Genomic DNA, 6,000 nt, shown 5'->3' on the forward strand with positions numbered 1-6,000 from the left:
CTCCGGTCAGCCCTTGAGCATCGTCTCGGCCCGCACGGGGTCGGTCTCGCCGATGCCTGCCGACGGGCACAGCGACGCGACCGGGCACGCACCGCACGCGGGTCGCCGCGCGAAGCACGTGCGCCGACCGTGGAAGATCAGCCGGTGCGACGCCATGGTCCAGTCGCGACGCTCCAGCAGCGCCCCCAGCTCGGCCTCGATCACCACCGGGTCGTCGCTCGTCGTGTACCCCAGACGGTGCGAGAGCCGCTGCACGTGCGTGTCGACCGTGATGCCCGGCACGCCGAACGCGTTGCCCAGCACGACGTTCGCGGTCTTGCGGCCCACGCCGGGCAGCGTCACGAGGTCCTCGAGGCGCGCGGGCACCTCGCCGCCGAACCGCTCGACGAGCGCGCGCCCGATGCCGGTGAGCGAGCGGGCCTTGGCGCGGAAGAACCCGGTGGGGCGCAGGACCTCCTCGAGCTCGCTCGGGTCGGCGCCGGCCATCGCCTCCGCGTCGGGCCACCGCGCGAACAGCTCGGGGGTCGTGAGGTTGACCCGCACGTCGGTGGTCTGGGCGGACAGCACGGTCGCGACGAGCAGCTCGAAGGGGCTCCGGAAGTCGAGCTCGCAGCGTGCGTCGGGGTAGCGCTCGGCCAGCATCCGGTCGATCCGTCGCGCGCGGCGCGTGCGCGCGAGCGCGGTCTCTGCACGGGTGGGCGCCATGCCTCGAGAGTAAAGCCGGTCACAGGCAAGCGTTCCCGTTGCTCCCAGCGGGTGAAGAGATCGGGTGATCCGTCGCGGAACGGTCAAGGCGGGGCCGTCGCCCGCCGAACCAGGGTCATGCCGTCCCGCGTCGAGCGACCGCTCCACGACCTGCGCCTGGAGCGTCGGGCGCTGCGCGCCGAGCGCGACCTCGTGGCCTGGTGGCGGCGCCTGGTGCGTGCCCGGATCGACCTCGCGGTCGCGGGGGCGGCGACGCCCGGGCCGCTCGGCGAGCACGTCGCGTTCGCGCTGCCGCTCGAGGTCGCGCTCGAGGTGCCGCGGCCCGACGAGCTGCGCGCGACGCTCGGCGAGGGGACGACGGGGCACGACGTGGGAGCGCTTCCGCAGCTGCGGTCGCTCGACGCGCAGCTCGCGCGCTACGAGGCGGGCGTGCTGGAGGCGCTCGCCCGCACGACCTCGCGCCTGGTGGCGCACGTGGCCGCCGACCCCACCGCCGCGGCGCGGCGGCGCACACGCTCCGTCGAGGGCCGCTGACCGACGCCCGGTGCGCCCGCGGGCGCGCGGCGGGCCCCGGATGGGGCACACTGGCGGACGGGGCGTCCGGCCGTGAGCGTCGGACGCGATGCACGCCCGCGGTTCCGCGGGAAGAGGGGAAGGGACCGCCGTGGCGGAGGACATCGTGCTGACGGCACCGCTGTTCGCGGGCATGGACGAGGGGTCGTCGACCGCGCTGATCGCGTCGATGAAGGTCCTCGACGTCACGCGCGGCGAGGTGCTGTTCCACGAGGGCGAGCCGGGCGACCGGCTGTACCTCGTGCGGGACGGGAAGATCAAGCTCGGCCGCCGGTCGAACGACGGCCGCGAGAACCTGCTCGCCGTGCTCGGCCCGGGCGAGATGTTCGGCGAGCTGTCGCTGTTCGACCCGGGTCCGCGCACCGCGACCGCGACGGTGGTCGCCGACGCGGTCGTGCTCGAGCTCGGGCACCACGACCTCGTGGCGTGGCTCGCGGACAAGCCGACGGTCGCCGAGCACCTGCTGCAGGCGCTCGCGCGCCGGCTGCGTCGCACCAACGAGGCGCTCGCCGACCTCGTGTTCTCCGACGTGCCCGGTCGTGTCGCCAAGGCGCTGCTGGACCTCTCGACGCGGTTCGGCCAGCCCGTCGACGAGGGCATCCGCGTCGCGCACGACCTCACGCAGGAGGAGCTCGCGCAGCTCGTCGGCGCGTCGCGCGAGACGGTGAACAAGGCGCTCGCGGACTTCGCCGCCCGCGGCTGGGTGCGCCGCGAGGGCCGCGCGGTCGTGCTGCTCGACGTCGACCGTCTCGAGCGCCGCGCGCGCTGAGGCGACGCCCGACGACGACGAGGCCCGGATCCGCGCAGGCGGACCGGGCCCCTCGTCGTCCGGCGACGACGCCGGAGGCCGTCAGGCGGTCTCGACGACCAGCTCGACCTCGACCGGGGAGTCCAGCGGCAGCACCGCGACGCCGACCGCCGAGCGCGCGTGCACGCCCGCGTCCCCGAGCACGTCGTGCAGCAGGTGGCTCGCGCCGTTGACCACGGCGGGCTGCGACGTGAAGCCCGCCTCGCTCGCGACGAACCCGACGACCTTGACGACGCGCGTGACGCGGTCGAGCGCGGCGACGGGGTCGCCGCCCTCCTCCGCCGCGAGCAGCGCGCCGACGGCCGCGAGCGCGTTGAGGGCCGCCGTGCGCGCGAGGTCCGTGGCGGTCTCCACGTCGACGGCCGCGCCGACCTTGCCCGTGGCCGCGAGCGCGCCGGCGACGAACGGCAGCTGCCCCGAGGTCCACACGTGCGCACCGCTGCGCACGGCGGGGACGTAGGCCGCGACGGGTGCCGCGACGTCGGGCAGCGTCAGGCCGAGCTCCGCGAGGCGGTCCGCGACGCGCGACGTCGCCATCAGGCGTCCTTGGGCCGCTTGAGGTACGCCACGAGCCCCGCGTCGGGACCCTGGATCACCGTGACGAGCTCCCACCCGTCGGAACCCCACTGGTCGAGGATCGCCTTGGTGGCGTGGATGATGAGCGGAACGGTCGCGTACTCCCACTGGGTCGCCATGCGCCCACCCTAGCCGCGGGCGACATCGCCCCGGCACCCCGTCCCGAGGCCTCGACGCACCTGCCCCGCGGGCGTCGTGGTAGCGCTCACACGCCGAGGACCGCCATGTCGTCGGCGTCGACCAGCTCGGCCCGCCACGAGACCACCTCGGGGCGGCGGCGCAGCAGCGCTCGGCGCTCCCGCTCGGTCATGCCGCCCCACACGCCGAAGTCGGCGCGGCTGTCGAGCGCGTCGGCGAGGCACTCGAGCCGCACCGGGCACCGGTGGCACACCTCCCGCGCGTCCCGCTGCGCCGCCCCCTCGACGAACAGCGCGTCCGGGGCCACCTTGCCCTGACCGCACTGCGCCCGAGCCGTCCAGTGCCCGTCGTGCACCTGCACCCCCTGCGCCCCCTGCCCTGCCACTGCCAACCTCCGCGTGTCGTCCCAGCGTGTCGCCGAAGGTACTGGCCCACGGGCACCCCTGACGAGCCCCCGGAAGTGTCTTTCCGCCGGACGGCCCCGTCCGGGTGTGCAGGTCCGGTGGAGGTGAGGCGCGGGGCAAGGCGCCGAAGGCCCGGCGTCAGGCACCGCCGGTACCCTCTCGGGTATGCCGAACCCTGCCCGCTCGCGTGGACGCCAGGTCAACGCCGTCCAGGCGCTGGCGCTGCTCCTCTCCTTCGTCCTCGTCGCCGGGATCGGCGGCCTGCTCACGGCAGGCCTCGTGCTGCCCGGCGTCGCGGCCGCCAACGGCGTGGCCACGATGTCCGCCACGGCGTTCGACGAGGTGCCCAGCGAGCTCGAGCAGCGGACCCTGCCGCAGAAGTCGGAGATCCTGGCGGCCGACGGCACCCTGCTCGCGACGTTCTTCTACCAGAACCGCGTGGTCGTGCCCCTGAGCGAGATCGCGCCGATCATGCAGAAGGCGGTCGTCGCGGTCGAGGACCGCCGGTTCTACGAGCACGCGGGAGTCGACCCGCAGGGCATGCTCCGCGCGGCGATCGCGACGCTCGTCGGCGGCGACGGCGGCGGCGCTTCGACGCTCACGCAGCAGTACGTCAAGAACGTCTTCGTCGACGCCGCGCTCCGGGCCGAGACCAAGGAGGAGCGCGACCGGCTCACGCGCGAGGCGCAGGAGAGCGAGGGCCTGCCGGGCATCGCGCGCAAGCTCCGCGAGGCGAAGATCGCGATCACGCTCGAGAAGAACATGTCCAAGGACGAGATCCTCGAGAAGTACCTCAACATCGCGGCGTTCGGCTCCTCGGTGTACGGGGTCGAGTCCGCGGCGCAGTACTACTTCGGGATCCCCGCGAGCCAGCTCAACTACCTGCAGTCCGCGACCATCGCCGGCATCACGCAGTCGCCCGCGAAGTGGGACCCGGTCGGCGCGGCCTCGCAGACCGAGGAGGAGCACCAGGCCCGGTACAAGACGTCGCAGACCCGCCGCGACCGCGTCCTGCGCGACATGCACCGCGAGGGCTTCATCACGCAGGAGGAGCTCGACACCGGGCTCGCGACCCCCGTGCAGGACACCCTCAACGTGCAGCCGCTGCGGCAGGGCTGCATGACGGCCGGCGACGCCGTGCCCGGGTCCGGGTTCTTCTGCGACTACGTCACCAAGGTCATCGGGAACGACCCCGTCTTCGGCGAGACCGCGGCCGAGCGCACGAGCAGGCTCTACCGCGGCGGCCTCACCATCACGACCACGCTCGTGCCCGGCGAGCAGGCCGTCGCCGACGCCGAGGTGAAGAACGGCGTGCCGGTCGACGACCCGTCCGGGGTCGCCTCGGCGATCGTCTCGGTCGAGCCGCGTACCGGCAAGATCACCGCGATGGCGCAGAACCGCACCTACTCGGCGCTGCAGAACCAGGGCGAGCGCGAGACGTCGGTCAACTACAACACGAGCTACCGGTACGGCGGCTCGGGCGGCTTCGCCCCGGGGTCGACGTTCAAGGTGTTCACGCTGCTGGAGTGGCTCAAGCAGGGGCACGCGCTGCAGGAGACGGTCAACGGCACGCGCCTGAAGTACAACAACAGCGAGTTCACGGCGTCGTGCGTCGGACGCCTCACGGGTGAGTACCCGTTCCGGAACTCCGAGGGCGGCAGAGCCATCAACCAGACCGTCATCGACGCGACGAAGAACTCGGTCAACTCCGCGTACATCGCGATGGCCCAGCAGCTCGACCTGTGCAACATCATGCAGGGCGCCGCGGACCTCGGCGTGACGCGCGCCGGCAACCCCAGTTCGAACGACGCCGAGGGCCGCCCGATGGGCGACGTGCCGTTCAGCCCGTACCCGTCGTCCGTCCTCGGCACCAACTCGACGTCGCCGCTGCAGATGGCGGCCGCCTACGCGACGTTCGCGGCGGACGGCACCTACTGCAAGCCGATCGCGATCACGAGCATCGTCGACTCGACCGGCGCCGAGCTGCCCGTGCCCAGCGCGGACTGCCGCGACGGGGCCATCGACCCCAAGTACGCGTCGGCCATCAACTTCGCGCTGAGCAACGTCTGGACCGGCACCGGCAAGGACATCGCGAAGCCGCCGTTCCCCGCCGCGGGCAAGACCGGCACGACCTCGAGCAACGAGTACAACTGGTTCGTCGGCTACACGCCGCTGCGCGCCACCGCGGTCTGGGTCGGGTTCCCGGGCGAGATGCGCTCGATGAACCGTCAGACGATCAACGGCCGCACGTACTACCGCGGCCCGTACGGCTCGTCGATCGCCGGGCCCACGTGGAGCCGGTTCATGACGCAGGTGCTCGCGGGCGCCGAGAACCCCGGGTTCAGCAACGCCGGCGACCGCGAGGTGTTCGGCGAGCGCGTCGCCGTGCCGTCCGTCGTCGGACGGTCGGAGGCCGACGCGCGCAGCGCGCTCGAGCGCGCCGGGTTCCGGGTGTCGGTCGCGGGCGAGCAGGTCCAGTCGCCGTACCCGGCCGGGACGGTCGCGCAGCAGTCCGCGTCGAACGCGACGCGGGGCGCGACGATCACGCTGACGCTGTCGAACGGCCAGCCGCCGGCGCCCGACCCGGCCGCGCCGGGTGGTGGCCAGCCCGGCGGAGGAGGCGGCCAGCCCGGCGGGCCCGGTAACGGGCGCGGCCCGGGCGGCAACAACGGTCAGGGCAACCCCGGGAACCAGAACCCGTGACGGCGCGCAGCGCGCACCCCGGCGCGGGTGCGCTGCGCGCCGCGGGCGGGCTCGCGCTCGCCGGCGCCGCCGCGCTCGCGTGGGCCTCGCTGG

7 protein-coding genes are annotated in these 6,000 nt (G+C 73.8%); 3 read left to right on the plus strand and 4 right to left on the minus strand.

The genetic code is table 11. The annotated features are described in order from the left end of the window. Window positions 1–6 precede the first annotated feature (6 nt). Complete coding sequence (gene nth, locus CS2_RS07585; protein ID WP_070319508.1) at window positions 7–705, minus strand: endonuclease III; 699 nt, start codon at window positions 703–705, stop codon at window positions 7–9. 117 nt (window positions 706–822) lie between these two features. Between nth and CS2_RS07590 the strand changes: the two genes are divergently transcribed. Together CS2_RS07590 and CS2_RS07595 are read left to right on the plus strand one after the other, a co-directional pair. Next, on the plus strand, window positions 823–1,239 hold the full coding sequence (locus CS2_RS07590; protein ID WP_046529308.1) for a hypothetical protein: 417 nt from the start codon (window positions 823–825) through the stop codon (window positions 1,237–1,239). Between the two features lie 130 nt (window positions 1,240–1,369). Next, on the plus strand, window positions 1,370–2,047 hold the full coding sequence (locus CS2_RS07595; protein WP_046529309.1) for a Crp/Fnr family transcriptional regulator: 678 nt from the start codon (window positions 1,370–1,372) through the stop codon (window positions 2,045–2,047). Between the two features lie 81 nt (window positions 2,048–2,128). On the opposite strand, the gene CS2_RS07600 is transcribed toward CS2_RS07595, so the two are convergent. The 3 genes from CS2_RS07600 to CS2_RS07605 form a co-directional block, all read right to left on the minus strand. Then, entirely contained in the window at window positions 2,129–2,623 is a 495-nt protein-coding gene (locus tag CS2_RS07600) for a RidA family protein (protein WP_070319509.1), read from the minus strand. Further along, window positions 2,623–2,781: a Sp36 family protein gene (gene sp36, locus CS2_RS19040; RefSeq protein ID WP_087510177.1), complete on the minus strand. Its 159-nt coding sequence runs from the start codon at window positions 2,779–2,781 to the stop codon at window positions 2,623–2,625. Before sp36 ends, CS2_RS07600 begins: the two co-directional genes overlap by 1 nt. An 86-nt stretch (window positions 2,782–2,867) precedes the next feature. Continuing rightward, complete coding sequence (locus CS2_RS07605) at window positions 2,868–3,185, minus strand: WhiB family transcriptional regulator (protein ID WP_276209593.1); 318 nt, start codon at window positions 3,183–3,185, stop codon at window positions 2,868–2,870. Between the two features lie 184 nt (window positions 3,186–3,369). Here CS2_RS07605 and CS2_RS07610 point away from each other — a divergent pair, with 184 nt between their 5' ends. Next, window positions 3,370–5,907, plus strand: coding sequence for a transglycosylase domain-containing protein (locus CS2_RS07610; protein ID WP_070319510.1), 2,538 nt, complete (start codon window positions 3,370–3,372; stop codon window positions 5,905–5,907). Window positions 5,908–6,000 lie beyond the last annotated feature (93 nt).

Source organism: Cellulomonas iranensis NBRC 101100 = JCM 18110, assembly GCF_001552375.1.
In the GTDB taxonomy this organism is placed as follows: Bacteria; Actinomycetota; Actinomycetes; order Actinomycetales; family Cellulomonadaceae; genus Cellulomonas; species Cellulomonas iranensis.